Source organism: Oceanobacillus sp. CAU 1775 (assembly GCF_054482815.1).
In genome coordinates this window covers 394,044-410,151 of the sequence record NZ_JBTLRO010000001.1, presented here as the reverse complement: position 1 = coordinate 410,151, position 16,108 = coordinate 394,044, and the positions used below count along the sequence as shown (strand labels likewise).

Below are 16,108 nucleotides of genomic sequence, written 5' to 3'. Positions count from 1 at the left end.
ACCATTTCACCCCTATCTTTAAATGTTTGCCGCTGTTATTTGTCGTTCGATTCTGTTAAGTTTTCCGCTAATTGAACCATCATAAATTGTGTTTCCTACGCGAATCTTAACGCCACCGATAAGTTCAGGTTCAACAACATTTTTAAATTCAAGTGTATTCTTACCAATTTTTTGTGCAAATGACACTTGTAAACTTTGTAATTCTGCTGCTGTTAGTTCGCGAACGGAGTAAACAGTTGCAACTTCTATCCCTTTCGCATCGTTTACGTTTTTAATAAATGCATCAACAATGAAAGGAATAAGCGTTGTACGGTTTCGTTCAACGAGCAAACGAACAGTGTTTAAAACATCCGTATGTATACCTTTCAAGCTAGCTATTAAAAGCTGTTCCTTCTGTGCTGCATTCACTTTTGGATGCAAGAGGAATGAATTTAATTCTTTATTTTGAGTAAAGACTTCTCCAATTACGGACATGTCCGTTACTAATGTGTCGAGTGTAGATTTTTCTAAACCTATTTGAAAAAGAGCATCTGCATAACGTTTCGCTACAACAATTTCACTCATCGCTCTTCTCCTACCTCTTTAATGTAATCGTTAATAAATTGTGCTTGATCAGCCGCATCAATTTCTTTTTCAATTACTTTACTTGCTACTAGTACAGAAAGGCTTGCAACCTGTGCTTGAAGCGCATTAATTGCTTGCTCTTTTTCGTTTTGAATGTCAGCTTGCGCCATTTTCTTGATGCGGTCTGCTTCTTCACGTGCTGAAGCAATGATATCTTGCTCTTGACGGATTCCAGCATTCTTTGCATCTTCAATCATTTTCTGTGCTTCTTGTCTTACTTGATTTAATTGTGTCGTCGCTTCAGCTGCTGCTTTCTCAGCTTCTGCACGGCTTTTTTCTGCTGCTTCAATTTCGTTAGCAACGTAATTCTCACGTGTTTCCATCATATTCATGAGGGGTCCCCATGCGAATTTTCTAAGTAGTGCTAGTAGAACAACGAAGAAGAATAATGTTACGAACATATCTCCTAAACGTAGTCCTCCTACGGTTGCACCAACTACCATAAAGTCAAAATATGAATGCACTGTGTCCACTCCTTTCACAATACTTGTTGATAAAGTGATTTTCAGTTATTTGGTTTTTATTTTAAGTTTTCATTAAAAATCTGTTTTTAGCTTGAGTGTCAAGGTTTTAAAGTTTTAACGGGACTCTCCGCTTTTGTTCCATAAAACAAAGGCGAAGATTACATAAATCCTATCCCCGCCATTACAAACTTATTAAAGTACCATGAATGCAATAACTACCGCCATAATTGGAATCGCCTCTACTACCCCGATACCGATAAACATTGTTCCTTGTAATGAACCTTTAAGTTCTGGCTGTCTTGCAATACCCTCTACTGTTTTACTAACGATCATACCGTTACCTAGACCTGCACCAAGTGCCGCTAATCCTACTGCTATTGCTGCTGCTAAAGCTCCCATTTCTAATTTCCTCCTTTTATTATTAAAGCATTGTTTTTTATTTAATGGTCTTCGCTCACTTTATGAGACATGTATACCATTGATAACATTATAAATACGTAAACCTGAATACCACCGATGAATAGCTTGAAGCCCATCCATGCGAGTGTCGGTAATGCTGCTCCAAAGAAGCCAAATACTGAAGTTGTTGCTAAACCAATTAACATCGTAAGCAAGATTTCACCTGCGAACATGTTACCAAATAAACGTAGCCCTAGCGTTAAAGTGTTTGCAAACTCTTCAACTAGTTTAAGGGGAAGCATAATTGGATTTGGTTCTAAGAATGTCTTGAAGTAATTCTTCGATCCGCGTATTTTCACACCGTAATAATGTGTCAAAAGCACAACCATTCCTGATAAAGTTAGTGTAATGGTTGCATCCGCTGTTGGAGCTTTCCACCAAAGGTCGGTTCCCCAAACCCCGATCGTTACAATCCCAGTTATGTTACCTACTAGGATAAATAGTGCAAGTGTTAGAGCGAAAGGCAGGAACACTTTCCCCACTTTCCAATCCATTGTTTGACTAATAATCCCTCTAATAAATTCGACAACCCACTCAATCATGTTCTGTTTTCCAGTTGGTTTCATTTGTAGGTTGCGAGTCATCCACACAACTACTACAAAAACTATTGTCGATACTACTGCGAGCATGAAAACGTTCGCAAGATTAATGTCGAGCCAGGAAAGTCCAAATACATTTTCCACTATTGGAGCTGTATGATCCAAAATTATCACCTCTTTACTTTGTTTATTTTTAGAATACAGTGTTGTCACAAAGCTTTGGGGTGACAACTATAGTTGTACTCATGCAGTAATAAAGGATTTACACTCTCTTAGCTGCCATTAAAAACCTACATATCTGCACTGTATGTAGCTAAGACTTACTATTATTTTCTTTTCTCATGGCTAGCATCCTAACAATTCCGTCAAGGCCTATCACTAGATAAGAAGACATTAAGCCTATTACTACAGCGATAATATGAAAGTTTTCTTCAAAACGCGTTGCAACAAATACAGCTAACAGTGCCGCTGCCATTCTTGAGAATGTACCTAAACCAGATCTAAATTCTCCTGTTTCCGCAACAGCTTCACCTATTAATCCAGTCTTACGCTGCAACAACCACAAGTTATAAAGGCTGATTACTCCACCTAGTACAAGTCCATTAAAAACTCTCGTATAAGGGAGAAATCCCGCTCCAAGCACGAACAAGGCTAGAAGATAGAGCATCCATTTCCGTTGACGTGCAACCATACTGTCAAATTCAAACATGTTCACTCTACTCTCCTGTATAAACATCCTAGATTAGCTTTAAGACTTACTGTACATACTTTTAACCTAGAAATCGCACTTATTATCTTTAGTAAAACTTGCAGTAAAAGAACGCACTTTCCTATGTATCATTTTGTGAGAATTAAACCTTTTCAGAAACGACAATTTTTGCACTAAAAATTCTATGAAAAAAGAATCATTTTTGATCGAAAGCTATCCATCCCACACTAAAACAGTGTACATTAAAAAAGCCTTGATTGTCAATTGAAATCACATGATTCATGGGTGAGTTTCGAGTACCTGCTATTTACACGATGAATACAGTGATAACTGCATAACTACAAGTGTTTAGATAAGGTCAACAATGTATATGTGCACCTAATATTGTCTGATCTGTGAACGGAGTCGCAATATTTCATAAAAAACGATATTTTACGCATTTCAATCAGTGAGATTTACTCAATGATTAAAATGCGTTCTTCTTGTTCGATTATGTTAGATTTTGTAGTTGCAGTTAGTAATGCGGTGTAAATTCCCGGCTTTAGTTTATGTTTCGCTATTTCACCTTGATTATTACCGACAGTCATTTCTTCATCACTGATGATTCTAGATAGATGGGTGAGTGTGTCAGGGTCGTAAAGGTCTACAGTAAAACTCTCCAATTCTTCTGTAGCATATACCTGATATTCATATGCTTCGTTGGAAAAAGACTTTAATGCAAATTCAAATCCATATGTCTTTGGCTGATTCGCTTGCTTGTTGATGAAAAGATATGGAAGGTGATAGGCTTTGTTTTCTTGTTTTTCAATGACTTCTAGATAACCTTCATGAACCCCTTCGTCTAGTCGCTTGCTGTTGATTTGAAGATTTATGTCGATTGGCTTTGTTTCATTGGCTTCCACAGTAACTGTTAGTGGGAGCTTCCAATCGATTCCTTGTTTGTTTTTTGGTAATTGAAAGGTAAAGTGTTTGGCTTGATTTGAGCGATTCTCGATTTTGATTGTTTGCTTTTTAAATTGATCGGTTGGTGTTAGCATTCCGAACTGCAGGTTTTTGTCATGAATGATGATATCTGTGTTGATTGCTTCTGTAGGCTGGATAACGCCATTTCCTTGAATCGATGGAGCAAATGGTTCTGCGTTTTCGTCTGTTAATAGTTTTGCTGTTGTTTTTAGAGCATTAAAGATAGTTTCTGTATTCCAGGTCGGGTGGGCTTCTTTAATTTGCGCGATTACGCCAGTTACATATGGTGCTGCCATGCTTGTTCCATTGAAAAATTCATATCCACCAGGCACTGTACTTTTGATATTTGTTCCTGGGGCGAGGATATCTGGTTTAATATGCCAATTAACAGCGACTGGCCCACGCGAACTAAAATCAGCGATTGTTGTGTCAATTTCTTCGTGAATGAGTTCGAGATAGTCTCCTTCATTTTGACTTAGCCATTCTCCGTCTGCTTGTGAAATACCCGCGACAGGGATTGTAATTTCCACATCTTTATTTTCAATGGCTCCGAGCAGTTCTCCCTCTTCTGAATTATAGATGAGAACAGCAGCTGCTCCTTTTGCCTGTGCTGTTTCTGCTAGCGTTTGAAATGGGATCTCTCCTCGTTGGTATAATGCAATTTTTCCATGGATTGATGTGGTTGTGTTATCAGCATTGATGATTTTATAATCCTTTTTTGTGAGTTCCCATGGTTTGGAGCCCTGCATGGTTACGATGGGAATTAGTCTGTCATTCTGGCTATGTTGAAGTAGTGGAATTTTCGCTGGTGTCGTTGCGGCGCCAACAGACAAAGCTCGCTCAGCAGTCGCAGGTGCACCAACCGTCCAACTTGCTGGTCCACTATTTCCATTGGCAATGACGACCGGAATTCCTAACTCGACAGCTTTGTTAACTGCGATACTTGTTGGGTAGTCTGGTCCATTTACGTTATTGCCTAGGGAAAGATTGATAACATCTACTTCATCGTTTACCGCTTGTTCAAGTGCTGCGAGGACATGGACGGTGGATCCGAAGCCGCCTGGACCGAGCGCTCGATAGGCATAGATGCTCGCATCCTTCGCAACTCCCTCCATTTCTCCATTCGCAGCAATAATTCCTGCCACATGTGTTCCATGATTTGTCGGCATTCCGTCTTGTGGCTTGGTTTCCATTGGATCGGTGTCGAAATCATAGACGTCATAACCTTCTTTGTAGTTCGTTTTTAGGTCTGGGTGAGTATAGTCGATTCCTGTATCAATGACGGCTACTTTGATATTTTTTCCAGTGAAAGTTTGATTGGTTGGTTTTTTTGGGGCTTCTGGAATGTCGGTTGCTTGGGCTGGCGTAGCTTGATAAGTTTGCACATCATGAATTGCTCGGATAAACTCTTCAGCTTTTATTTTCTCGAAATGCGCTGCTTTACCCTCCAATGCCAAGCCATTAAAAATAGTAGAGTAACTCGTGATGATACGAATAAATGGGTGGTGCGTTTTTATATATTCCATATGCTCTTTCACATCGCCCTCGACTTCAATAATGATTGTTTCGAGTTCGCTTGCTTGGATTGAGTGTGGGATCGTTAGTATGAAAATTAAAATTGCTAGGAAGATCGTGCGTCGCATTTTTTCACTCCTCGGTCGTTATTTATTTAGTTTCTTTAATTTTTGATTTTATATGTATTTTTCAATGAAAAAAGCAGCTATTCCGCTGAATCTGGAATAACTGCTTTTGTTTGTTTTATTATTTTGTACCGAATAAACGGTCTCCTGCGTCACCAAGTCCTGGAACAATATAGCCTTGTTCGTCGAGGCCTTCGTCAATTGCTGCAAGATAGATGTCAACTTCAGGGTGATCATTTTTAATTACTTCGACACCTTCTGGAGCTGCAACGAGACACATTAATTTAATGTTTTTCGCGCCGCGTTTTTTCAAGGAATGAATTGCATCATTCGCAGAACCACCTGTTGCAAGCATTGGGTCAATCACAATCAGTTCACGCTCAGAAATATCTGATGGTAGTTTAATATAATACTCTACTGGCATCAATGTTTCTGGATCGCGATAAAGTCCAACATGCCCAACTTTAGCAGCCGGAATCATTTTGCGCATCCCTTCAACCATCCCAAGTCCAGCGCGGAGTATCGGGATTAAGCCTATCTTTTTACCGACAAGTTCTTTCGTTGTCGCAGTCGTTACTGGTGTTTCTGTTTCTACATCCATTAAAGGAAGATCTCTGGTAATTTCAAAAGCCATAAGCATTGCTACTTCATCAACTAGCTCTCTAAATTCCTTTGTCCCAGTGTTTTTGTCACGGATACGCGTTAATTTATGTTGAATTAACGGATGATCTAATACGAATACCTTGCTCATTTACAGATCACTCCTTCGAAATATTAATATCTCTAAAATTGTACAGAATATCTGTGGGTTATTCAAGTGTGGGTGCGGGAAATGTTGAAAATTGGTGATTTGGGGGTGTTGGCGGTGATGTGTGGGCGCGTTGGGTTGTGAACTTGGGCGACTTATTTGTGAACTTTGAGTGACTCTACTGTGAAGTTCGGCGACTTTCATGTGAACTTCGGCGACTCCACTGTGAACATCAGCGATTCGACATAATTCGACACAAATGCGAGCTAACTATTCTAGATATTTTCTACCGCCTCTCTCCAAACTGTTGAAATATAGTAATTTGAGGGGCTGGCGTTGATGTGTGAGCGCGTTGGGTTGTGAACTTGGGCGACTTATTTGTGAACTTTGGGTAACTCTACTGTGAAGTTCGGCGACTTTCATGTGAACTTGGGCGACTCCACTGTGAACATCAGCGATTCGACATAATTCGACACAAACGCGAGCTAACTATTCTATATATTTATCGATATTTATGTGATATTTTCTCCCACTTCTCTCTCCAAACTGCTGAAAATTCTCTTTTAGCAACAATCTTTTAGTTACGTCTCTAGATTTTAACTGTAAAAATTCTTTTACCTCTTGATTACTAATGTATTCGTTAACTAACAGTGCATAATCTAACAGCGCTGCTTGATGTGCATTTTTAGAAGTACTTTGGCAACCAGAACAAAACCATTTACCGAAAGCTCTACTCATTGGAATGAAGGAGCACTCCTCACACGCAACACCTTTAATTATCTCATCTTTTCTAATCCCGTATTTTTTAAAAACATCGAATTTGGCTTCTGTATGTTCCAAAATGAGTTGATAGGCTAGCTTTAACAATTCATCGTCGGACACACGTTTCTCTTGGTGCATATTAGAAATTTCATTAATCTTATCTAGAATCTTTTCTTTGTGCATCACGACTTTTGGTAGGTCATCTTTCTTTGTGAGGTTCTTTAAAAAAGTGGTTGGGTTTGTGTAGGTTACGATTTTTTCAATTGGTATAGGGGGTAGTTTAAGCTTTTTTAACCATCTGAGTAAACGAAGATGCTGAAGATTCACTTGATCAACAGGATTAGAGAAGCCCTGGATAACATCATGTTCTTCGCGAAAGGTTTGTCCCATGTCATCGAAAGTTATCGTATCTCTAATATTCTTAACTTCTATTATTAAAATGTAGTTGGTGGAAAGGAGTAGGGTATCGATTTGGAAAAAACCTTGTTTGTCTGGGAGGCGTAGATGATGAAAGATAAGGAAGTCATCTTCAGGCAGAAAACTAAGTGGAAACTGAAGGGCGCGTTCTCCATTATAGCCAGCGCGTAGATTTCGAGCTTTCAAGGAGATTTCTTCTTTTAAAATATGGTGGGGTGAAAGCCTTTTGTCCAGTGCCTCAATTTGTAGAAGTTCGTGAGTGGGTTTAAGAGGTTTAATAATCAATTCGTGCACTACCTTTCTACTATTTTAGTATCCATGCTTATTATTCAACATTTGAATGGAAAGTCCTGCTTTTTATGAGAATAGTTGTTGTGAATTGTGAACTTGGGCGAAGTAGATGTGAACATTGGGCAACTCTCTTGTGAACTTCAGCGACTTTCATGTGAACTTGGGCGAGTCCCTTGTGAACTTGGGCGACTTCAGCAATTCACACAAAAATCCAAGCACAAAAAAAGCAGCCCACCCTCAAGTGAACTGCTTCCCACCTAATTAATTCTCATACAAAGGAAATCGATCCGTTAAATTCTTCACGCGCTGCTTTAATTCATCTAACACCGCTTGATCTTCATGATTCTCAAGAGCAGATGCCATGATCTCAGCGATTTCGTCCATTTCTGCTTCTTTGAATCCGCGTGTTGTTACTGCTGCTGTTCCGATTCGCACGCCGCTTGTGACGAATGGGCTTTCTGTATCGAATGGAATTGTATTTTTATTTGTTGTGATTAAAATGTCATCTAAGATTTTCTCTGCATCTTTTCCTGTGAAGCCTAGTGCTTTCACGTCCAATAGTAGCAAGTGATTATCCGTTCCACCTGATACGACGCGAACTCCTGCTTTCGTTAAAGCTTCACCTAGATGTGCTGCGTTCTTCACGACTTGCTTCGCGTATTCCTTGAAGTCATCAGATAGCGCTTCTTTGAATGCCGTTGCTTTTGCAGCGATTACGTGCATTAGAGGGCCACCTTGCATGCCTGGGAAAACAGAGCTGTCGATTTTTTTAGCGAATTCTTCTTTACAAAGGATGACACCACCACGTGGGCCGCGTAACGTTTTATGAGTTGTTGTCGTTACGAAATCTGCATATGGAACTGGGTTTTGATGGATGCCTGCAGCTACTAGACCTGCAATATGTGCCATGTCCACCATGAAATATGCTCCAACTGCATCAGCGATTTCACGGAACTTCGCGAAATCAATTTTTCTAGAATAAGCACTCGCGCCAGCAACAATCAGTTTAGGCTTTACTGCTTTTGCTTTTTCTAAAACAACATCATAATCAAGTTGTTCTGTTTCTTTTTCCACACCATATTCTTCAAAATTATATAGTTTACCACTGAAGTTAACTGGACTACCGTGCGTCAGGTGGCCACCATGATTTAAATTCATACCAAGTACCGTGTCGCCTGGATCAAGAATGGCAGAGTATACAGCCATATTTGCTTGTGCACCTGAGTGGGGTTGAACGTTTGCATGATCTGCACCGAATAATTCTTTCACTCGGTCGCGTGCTAAATTCTCAGCAACGTCTACAAATTCACAGCCACCATAATACCTTTTGCCTGGATAACCTTCTGCATATTTATTCGTAAGCACTGAGCCCATTGCTTCCATCACTGCTTGTGAAACAAAGTTCTCTGAAGCTATAAGCTCAATATTGTCCTGCTGACGCTTCTTTTCATTTTCCATTGCTTGATATAAATCTGGATCTGACGTTTTAAGATGTTCCATTTTCTGTCCCCCTATATGTAAAATATGTATGTAGTAAAGGAAAAAGCCTTGCTCGCTCCCGTACCCATTTGAAAGTCAATGATACCCTAATCTGAACCAAATGTTAATAGAAAAGACAAAAAGTAGTGCGAAAATAACATAAATTATTTCGCACTACTTTATTAAAAGATCATTATTTGTAAACTGCGCGACTCCCGCCGATTAACTTTGGCCTTGTACGTGCAGCAGTCAAACGCGCTTCGCCAATGAATTTTTGGGAAAATCTCAGCGGAACGACAACGGCTTTAAAATGCATTCCAATCATCGTTTCACCAATATCGATTCCCGCATGCGCTTTATTTTCGAGCGTCTCAACAACGACAGGGTCTTGCATATTCTTATAAGCAAACGAAGCCATAGAACCGCCTGCTTCTGGAACGGGAATCACATTGACTTCCGTTAGCCCGTGCATTTCCATTGTCGCTCTTTCCATAACGACTGCGCGATTCAAATGTTCACAGCATTGGAAAGCTAGCTGAATATCTGACGCAGCCTGCAGTCGAGATAATTCCGTGAAAAGAATTTCCGCAGTTGCTTCTGTTCCTGCAGTACCAATGCTTTCACCAATCACTTCACTTGTTGAACAGCCAATTACAAACGGCTGATCCTTCTGTAAAAAATCAGTTGCCAGCCATTCATCAACAACCGCTTTGATATCCATTGCAATCTTATTCTCTGAAGCCATAGAGTATGCACTCCGTTTCTAATCAAAAAAATTTATTTTTCTTCGTAAGCCGTGATTTTATCGATTCTGTTTTGGTGACGGCCACCTTCGTATTCTGTTTCTAACCATATTTTTGCAATGTCACGTGCAAGACTTGGTCCGAGTACACGCTCACCCATTGCAAGTACGTTGGAATCGTTATGCTGTCTCGTTGCTCTTGCGCTAAAAGTATCGCTAACTAAGGCACAGCGAATTCCTTTTACCTTGTTTGCAGAGATTGATATACCAATTCCTGTCCCACAGATAAAAATCCCGCGGTCGAATTCACCGCTTGCAACACGTTCTGCTGCTGGTAATCCGTAATCCGGATAGTCAACAGAAGTTGTACAGCTTGCGCCTGCATCCTCATATTCAATGCCCATTTCATCTAATAAATTAGCAACCTCATTACGCAACGTCATTCCTGCGTGGTCGCCTGTAATTAAAACCTTCATTCAGACACATCCTTTCAAAATCGTAGTACTTAAATTTGAAACTGATGAATTTGTTTTTTCAATAGGTTGGATTGCGCTTCAATTTCTGAAGCGAGACGATCGACTTCTTCAATACTCGAAACTTGTTCCTGAATTGCTGCGTTTACTTCTTCAGCACCTGCAGATGTTTCCTCAGCAATCGCTGCTACTTCTTGTGATTCCCGACTTGTATCTTGAATAGTTACTAACTGTTTATCCACAAGGCTTGAAATCGTTTCAATCTCTGTTGCAACTTCATTTACTGAGCCAGACATTTCTTCAAAAGCTTTGTTGGTTTTTTGACCATTCTTTGCTTCATTATTTGCAAAAATTACATTTTGATTAATGTTTTCAACAACGTTTTTCACATCATCTTGAATCGCGCCAATTAGGCTTGAAATCTGTTGCACCGCTTGGGCACTTTGGTCAGCAAGTTTTCTGATTTCGTCAGCTACAACTGCAAAACCTTGGCCATGTTCGCCAGCTCGAGCAGCTTCGATTGACGCATTCAGTGCAAGTAGGTTTGTTTGCTCCGCAATTTCACCAACCATTGTAATAATTGACTCTACTTGTTGAGCATTACGTTTTAAGTTATCCACATCTTTCAATGATGCTTCCTGCTCTGTAGCTAGTTTATCAATTCCTTCCACAAGACGTGTAACAATATGCTTACTATTTGTTAACGTTTCTAACATTTGATGCGATTTTTCTTTCGATTGTTCTGCACGGTCTTGCACATTCATTGCAAGTGTCGAGGCAACTTCAACTGATTCTGCTGTATTTTGAATCGCTTCAGATGAATTCTCAGCACCGTTAGAAATTTCTCTAATCGATGAACCAATCATTTGTGAATGTGAATAAGCTTGTCCTGAAGCTTGTTTCATTTTTACCACTGATTCATTGGTAATTTCAAAGTTTTGATCAATGTTATTTACGATACTATTTAAATTCTTAAGCATTTTATCAAATGAAATTGCCAATCCACGAATTTCATCATCTGATTTTGGAATTTCTACTGTCTGGCTTAAATTACCTTCTGCTGCTTCTGTTGCTACTTTTTCTAATTTTTCAATAGGCTTCGTAATTATTCTGGCAAAGAAAAACGCCAGAATCCCTGACCAGATAATCCCCAGTACAAATGTGATAATCGTAAACCATTCGACGCTGAGTGCGACATAATCTTTTAAGTAATCATAAAGGAAAAAGATAAATACAAATGATGTTGAATATGTAATAATTGCTAGTGTAACAGTAAATAGGACGAGCTTTAAACGAATACTGAATCCATGCTTTCTCTCCACAACAATATCCTCCCTGAACGAATGTTACTTGTTCTCTTCCAATTTTTTAAAGAGCTGGTTAATGTTTTCTTCAATTTCTTCTAACGTGTGCTTGTACGTTTCAAGTTCGCCACCAAATGGATCGGAAATATCAAAATCCGCTGATTCACCGCCACTTGTGTATTCCTTCAACGTGAAATAATTTTCCTGTTGATCAGGATATTGCATGATTAATAGTTGCTTATGGTTGATTGTCATTGTTAAAACTAAATCAGCCCAGTCCAGCAACTCTTGGGTAATTGGAGAGGATTGATGGTTCATTGTTATCTCTTTCTCTGCCAATGCTTTTATTGCATTTTCACTAGCATTCATTCCCAATCCAGCGTGAACACCTGCCGATTTTACCGCTACCTTAGGATAACGCTCCCTAAGAATTGCTTCTGCCATGGGACTTCGACATGTATTACCAGTGCATACAAATAAAATTTTCATCAATAAACCCCCATTATAATTCTCTATACAATATACCATATTCTCTAAGTTGTGTTAATATAAATCTGCGCTTTTTTGTGAGAAAAGACCTATTTTCTCAATAAAAAACTCTCTGGCGAAACTCTGAGTTTAGCCAAAGAGAATATGGATTCCAAAGCCACAGAGAATACTTCCTCCGAGCAATTCACTATATCTACCGAGAAATCCTTGTACCTTACGTCCTACCCATAAAGCAATACAAGATAAAATCATACTAAATAAACCGAATAAAAATAAAGTTAGAATGACGCGAAAACCAGATACACCTAATCCAAAGCCTACCGTGAAGCTATCCATGCTCACTGTTAAAGCTAAAAGAAAAAGACCAAAACCAATTGGAGGCAACAGAAGATTTTTTTCCTGCTTAAAAGCTCCAAAGAACATTTGAGCACCAATAAAAAATAAAATTACTCCCCCAATGAGTTGTGCATAACTTTCAAGTGGTGCTGCAATCATTTTACCAAGTAAAATTCCTAAAAGTGGCATTACGATATGAAAGCTCCCGATTACAAAACTTATCCACAAAATACGTTTTAATCGCAGTTTTTGCATTCCGATTCCTAAGCAAACGGAAAAAGCATCCATTCCAAGCGCAATTGCCATAAAAATTAAGACGGTTATTTCACTGCCATTCGTTTCCAGCAACTTCCCCTCCCATACATTCGTGCTTGTACACTATATGCATGAGAGAGAAACCATATTCTACCTGTCTTCTGGATCTAACTCGATATAACTTGTCATCGCTTTTCTCAAACGATTCATAACTGCCGCGCCAATCTCTTTTTCTGTAAATGCTTCTGCAATAATCAAATCAATTTCTGATGCTTTAAAAGATCGCAAGCCGTCATAAAGATTTATCGCGACTTCGGAAATGTTCGTGCCAAGATTTACTCTTCTGTCCGCAGCTACTTGTTGATAAATAGCCTCACTTGCTAACAGTCCGACACGTTTTCCATTTGCTTGCTCTTCCTGAATGAGTTTTTGTATAGATTGTGCATCTCCGTCTACCAACCAGAGTGGCATTTCAGGGGAGTAATGCTTATATTTCATTCCAGGCGCTGTTGGCTGCTCTGGAGTTTCTTCTGTTGTCGTCGTTACATTAACAAATCGCTCTAACTGTTCTTGCGTTATCCCACCAGGCCGTAAAATAACGACATCCTTTTCGCGACAAGCAATGACTGTTGATTCTAACCCAACACCTGTTGGACCTCCATCAACAATTCCAGAAATTTTTCCGTCCAAATCTTCGTGAACATGCGCTGCAGTTGTCGGGCTTGGTTTGCCTGAGAGGTTAGCGCTTGGTGCTGCAATTGGGATATTCGCTTCTTCAATAATCTGAAGCGCAACCTCGTGATCTGGAATACGTACGGCAATTGTTGATAAGCCTGCTGTTACATTATTTGCACAGCGACCATTGCTTGGGAGTACATATGTTAGGGGACCAGGAGAAAATGCTTCGATTAATGATTCCACATAGTTTGGTATGTTATCCACAAGATTTTGAAGTTGTTCATATGTAGCAACATGTGCGATCAGTGGATTATCCTGTGGTCTGCCTTTTGCCTCGAATATTTTTGAGACTGCTGCTTCGTTCGTGGCATCAGCACCGAGGCCGTATACCGTTTCAGTTGGAAATGCTACTGTCTCTCCTTTTAGTAAAAGCGCTGCAGCTTCTTTTATTATAATTTCATTATGTTTGGCTTCATTCGTTTTGATTGTCCATTGCTTCGTTCTCATTTTGTAACCCTCGTTTCTATGTACATAAGTGTAGTTGATTCTAATGTTTTATTCAATTAGATTATGTTAATAAATACTGTATAAATTTATACACAAAAACAGTCTGTGCATTTTGTCCACAGACTGATGGGAGGAACTATATTGAATTGTCAGGGGTTATGGGGTATTTATTGAAAAATATTGGTAGTTACTCACAAGTTATGAACAGGATAATGTTCATAACTATTCAAGCTTTTAAGAGACATGGTAACTCCACCAACTTCCTGATGCTGAAGGTTTTGTAGGGATGCTTAGTTTGTTTTCTGTAACTTGAAACTTTAATGCTTCGAGTAAGATATCCACAACTGGTTGGTGACTGTGTACATATACACTTTTTGCATTGCGTTTTCTAGCAAGTTGTAAGATGGTTTCTAATAGAGCAGGTAATTTCGCTGCCTGCGCTTGTGTGATATATAGTTGTTTCAGCCAGAGTGTAGCCTCATCAATTTCTTCTAAAACAAAGCTTCCTTCAATTTTCCCAGAGATCTCCACAACATATCCATTTTCCAATAGAACATTTTTTGAGATGTATTCATTTCTATCCAAGTAATCCTGAAGTTCTTTATAAACAGCTTGTTTTACCGACATGATTTTCATTCTTTCACCTCTAGCATATTATTTAGTTTTCATTCTTTCTATTATCCTATGCCCTTCAGATAGATTTATGACCAACCTAGCCATTCGAAAAGGAAAAACTTAACTTCGACTTCCTCTGATTCATCAGTTGTTGCAGTTTCTTCCGCTGTATCACTCTCTACTGTTGTCCCAAACGAAAAGTCTAGAAAGCAAAGTGGTGGAAAAAGCACGCACCACCAATTTGTGCCCTTGCCTTCGCCTATAGTGACTAGAATTGCTTCATACTCTCCCGCTGGGTAAAGATAATCTCCGTACAACTTCATGGGAAATGTAATATTACTATCATAAGCTAGAGTGAAATTTGAATTTCCTACGACATCCTTTATAATATTTTCAATTTCTGCGAGATTTTCTTGAATAAGTTTACGTGCTTCTTCAATATCAGTTATGTTCGCAACCCATTCCGTGATTTCTGCATTGACAGCGTCTCTTACTTTTTCTTTCATTGCTTGATCATTTGGACTTTCACTATTTGCTAAAATCCGTAGACGAATTGCCTCGTCAGGGATTACCTGATAATCTTCGTTTGAAACTGCCTGGCCAAATTGATTATAATTTATAAAAAAGACAATGGTAAAAATGCCCAATAAAAATACTAGCTTATTCATCTTATATCCCCTTTTCACACTGATTTATTCACAGTATGGCCAGGAAAATAAATAAATAAACTAGTATTCTAGTAAAACCTTATTAGTTTTATAATTTTGCAAGGATTATTCGGTCCTTTTTATTAATATCTTGGATGATATCAACAGTCGCTTGTGGATAAGTTTCCAGAATAATCTCTTTGATTGCAGAACCCTGTGTGTGACCCATTTCAAAAACAATTATGCCATTTGAAGCGAGCACTATTTTCGATTGTTCAATTATTTTCTTATATGCAGCAAGACCGTCATCATCTGCAAATAACGCTAGTGATGGATCAAAATTCTTCACGGTATCTGCTAACTGATCCCGTTCTTTTTCCGAAATATATGGCGGATTAGAAACAATGATATTCACTTCTATCCCATGGTCTATCAATGGTTGTAAGAAATCTCCTTGAAAAAATTCTACACTTGCTTCTAAGTGCTTTGAATTTTTTCTAGCGACCTCGATTGCTTCTAATGAAATATCAGTAGCTATTAGCTTAAATTTATCTAATTCTAATGCAAGTGTGATCGCAATGACTCCACTGCCCGTTCCAACATCAACGATTCGCTTGGATTCATTTTTGAAATTCCGCGCTTCTTTTACAATCAATTCAACAAGTTCTTCTGTTTCAGGTCGGGGGATAAGCACAGACTTATCCACAAAAAATGTTCTTCCATAAAATTCTTCGTGACCGATTAAATGTTGAATGGGGATTCCAGTTTCTACATGCTCATTTATATCTGCCATAAAGCTTTCATGGACGGCCTCAGAAATAGCTTCTCTCATATTTAAAATAAATTCATTGCGGGAAAGTCGAAGATGATGTTGCAATAAGAGTTCCGCAACTCTTGATTCTCGATTATGTTTTTCTAAAAAAAGAGAAGCCCGTTTGAGGACTTCATATTGTTTTCGTTCATTCAT

General features: G+C 38.9%; 18 protein-coding genes. All 18 read right to left on the bottom strand.

The features are described 5' to 3' along the window. Window positions 1–18: 18 nt before the first annotated feature. Window positions 19–564 carry a F0F1 ATP synthase subunit delta gene (locus ACXYMZ_RS01945; RefSeq protein WP_458946667.1) on the bottom strand — a complete coding sequence of 182 codons (546 nt, stop codon included), beginning with the start codon at window positions 562–564 and terminating at the stop codon, window positions 19–21. Beyond that, window positions 561–1,088, bottom strand: a complete 528-nt coding sequence (gene atpF / locus ACXYMZ_RS01940) for a F0F1 ATP synthase subunit B (RefSeq protein ID WP_458946666.1) — start codon at window positions 1,086–1,088, stop codon at window positions 561–563. The genes ACXYMZ_RS01945 and atpF overlap by 4 nt, the downstream gene beginning before the upstream one ends. A 192-nt stretch (window positions 1,089–1,280) precedes the next feature. Then, window positions 1,281–1,487 carry a F0F1 ATP synthase subunit C gene (atpE, locus tag ACXYMZ_RS01935; protein WP_458946665.1) on the bottom strand — a complete coding sequence of 69 codons (207 nt, stop codon included), beginning with the start codon at window positions 1,485–1,487 and terminating at the stop codon, window positions 1,281–1,283. Between the two features lie 41 nt (window positions 1,488–1,528). Then, window positions 1,529–2,251 carry a F0F1 ATP synthase subunit A gene (gene atpB / locus ACXYMZ_RS01930; protein WP_458946664.1) on the bottom strand — a complete coding sequence of 241 codons (723 nt, stop codon included), beginning with the start codon at window positions 2,249–2,251 and terminating at the stop codon, window positions 1,529–1,531. A gap of 148 nt (window positions 2,252–2,399) precedes the next feature. After that, entirely contained in the window at window positions 2,400–2,795 is a 396-nt protein-coding gene (locus ACXYMZ_RS01925; protein WP_458946663.1) for an ATP synthase subunit I, read from the bottom strand. Window positions 2,796–3,250: 455 nt separating this feature from the next. Continuing rightward, on the bottom strand, window positions 3,251–5,401 hold the full coding sequence (locus tag ACXYMZ_RS01920; RefSeq protein ID WP_458946662.1) for a S8 family serine peptidase: 2,151 nt from the start codon (window positions 5,399–5,401) through the stop codon (window positions 3,251–3,253). A gap of 118 nt (window positions 5,402–5,519) precedes the next feature. Beyond that, on the bottom strand, window positions 5,520–6,149 hold the full coding sequence (upp, locus tag ACXYMZ_RS01915; protein WP_458946661.1) for a uracil phosphoribosyltransferase: 630 nt from the start codon (window positions 6,147–6,149) through the stop codon (window positions 5,520–5,522). A 486-nt stretch (window positions 6,150–6,635) separates the two neighbouring features. Then, entirely contained in the window at window positions 6,636–7,610 is a 975-nt protein-coding gene (locus ACXYMZ_RS01910; RefSeq protein ID WP_458946660.1) for a nuclease-related domain-containing protein, read from the bottom strand. 267 nt (window positions 7,611–7,877) lie between these two features. Beyond that, window positions 7,878–9,116 (bottom strand): serine hydroxymethyltransferase, encoded by a 1,239-nt coding sequence (locus ACXYMZ_RS01905; protein WP_458946659.1) that lies wholly within the window; start codon window positions 9,114–9,116, stop codon window positions 7,878–7,880. A 172-nt stretch (window positions 9,117–9,288) separates the two neighbouring features. Continuing rightward, a complete protein-coding gene (locus ACXYMZ_RS01900; RefSeq protein ID WP_458946658.1) occupies window positions 9,289–9,840 on the bottom strand; it encodes a TIGR01440 family protein in 552 nt (183 codons plus the stop codon). Window positions 9,841–9,872: 32 nt separating this feature from the next. Then, window positions 9,873–10,313, bottom strand: coding sequence for a ribose 5-phosphate isomerase B (gene rpiB / locus ACXYMZ_RS01895; protein WP_458946657.1), 441 nt, complete (start codon window positions 10,311–10,313; stop codon window positions 9,873–9,875). Window positions 10,314–10,342: 29 nt separating this feature from the next. Further along, window positions 10,343–11,632 (bottom strand): methyl-accepting chemotaxis protein, encoded by a 1,290-nt coding sequence (locus ACXYMZ_RS01890; RefSeq protein WP_458946656.1) that lies wholly within the window; start codon window positions 11,630–11,632, stop codon window positions 10,343–10,345. A 24-nt stretch (window positions 11,633–11,656) separates the two neighbouring features. After that, window positions 11,657–12,103 carry a low molecular weight protein arginine phosphatase gene (locus ACXYMZ_RS01885; RefSeq protein WP_458946655.1) on the bottom strand — a complete coding sequence of 149 codons (447 nt, stop codon included), beginning with the start codon at window positions 12,101–12,103 and terminating at the stop codon, window positions 11,657–11,659. 129 nt (window positions 12,104–12,232) lie between these two features. Further along, a complete protein-coding gene (locus ACXYMZ_RS01880) occupies window positions 12,233–12,787 on the bottom strand; it encodes a manganese efflux pump MntP (RefSeq protein WP_458946654.1) in 555 nt (184 codons plus the stop codon). 57 nt (window positions 12,788–12,844) lie between these two features. Further along, entirely contained in the window at window positions 12,845–13,879 is a 1,035-nt protein-coding gene (locus ACXYMZ_RS01875; protein WP_458946653.1) for an L-threonylcarbamoyladenylate synthase, read from the bottom strand. 234 nt (window positions 13,880–14,113) lie between these two features. Beyond that, window positions 14,114–14,515: a GNAT family N-acetyltransferase gene (locus tag ACXYMZ_RS01870; protein ID WP_458946652.1), complete on the bottom strand. Its 402-nt coding sequence runs from the start codon at window positions 14,513–14,515 to the stop codon at window positions 14,114–14,116. Between the two features lie 65 nt (window positions 14,516–14,580). Further along, on the bottom strand, window positions 14,581–15,162 hold the full coding sequence (spoIIR, locus tag ACXYMZ_RS01865) for a stage II sporulation protein R (RefSeq protein WP_458946651.1): 582 nt from the start codon (window positions 15,160–15,162) through the stop codon (window positions 14,581–14,583). An 88-nt stretch (window positions 15,163–15,250) separates the two neighbouring features. Continuing rightward, on the bottom strand, window positions 15,251–16,108 hold the full coding sequence (gene prmC / locus ACXYMZ_RS01860) for a peptide chain release factor N(5)-glutamine methyltransferase (protein ID WP_458946650.1): 858 nt from the start codon (window positions 16,106–16,108) through the stop codon (window positions 15,251–15,253).